This is a genomic window from Bacteroidia bacterium, assembly GCA_025056095.1.
In the GTDB taxonomy this organism is placed as follows: domain Bacteria; phylum Bacteroidota; class Bacteroidia; order JANWVE01; family JANWVE01; genus JANWVE01.
In genome coordinates, this window is record JANWVW010000058.1 from 13,005 (window position 1) to 13,582 (window position 578).

Sequence of the window (578 nt, forward strand, 5' to 3'; positions counted from 1 at the left end):
GGTGGGATAAATTCCATAGTTTGCCTTCTACGCGTTCATCTGCCCATAGTCCACGCATGTCAAAAATGAATTTCAGTCCGTATTTTTTTTTGAGGTATAATCCTACCAATGCACTGATATAGCTTCTGCAATGGACTGCATCAAAATTGTGTTGTTGGTGAAGTTTTTTGGCTAATCGTTTCATTTTTTGAACATCTTTTACAGTGGAAAAAATGGGCGGCTTTTTAGTGTAAGGTAGAGAGTACCAAAAAATAGGATAGTCTTTAAGCCAGTTTAGGATAAATTCTTTACGTTGTTTATATCTTTCAGGTTTATCGCAGCTAATTAAGTAAAAGGTATGTCCGTAGCGTGTAAGTCCGATGAGATAAGGTATTACTTGGGATTGTCCGAGTGGGTCTGTCATGCCGTCGTAGGAAAGGTAAAGCACTTTCATAGGTCTAAAAAGCCCTTTGTTTGTGCAAAGTAAAGGATTTTTTGCAGATTGCTGATTTTAGAGTTTTATTTTTTGGGCGTGCCCCTTGCTGCGCAAGGGTCGGGGCATTCCGCACTACGCTTCGCTTCGGTGCTTCGCTAACGCT

Annotated in this window: 1 protein-coding gene; it reads right to left on the reverse strand. The window is 40.5% G+C overall.

The genetic code is table 11. The features are described 5' to 3' along the window. Positions 1-433: glycosyltransferase (locus tag NZ519_06315; GenBank protein MCS7028366.1), on the reverse strand; the 433-nt coding region annotated here is incomplete at its 3' end. Positions 434-578: the final 145 nt, after the last annotated feature.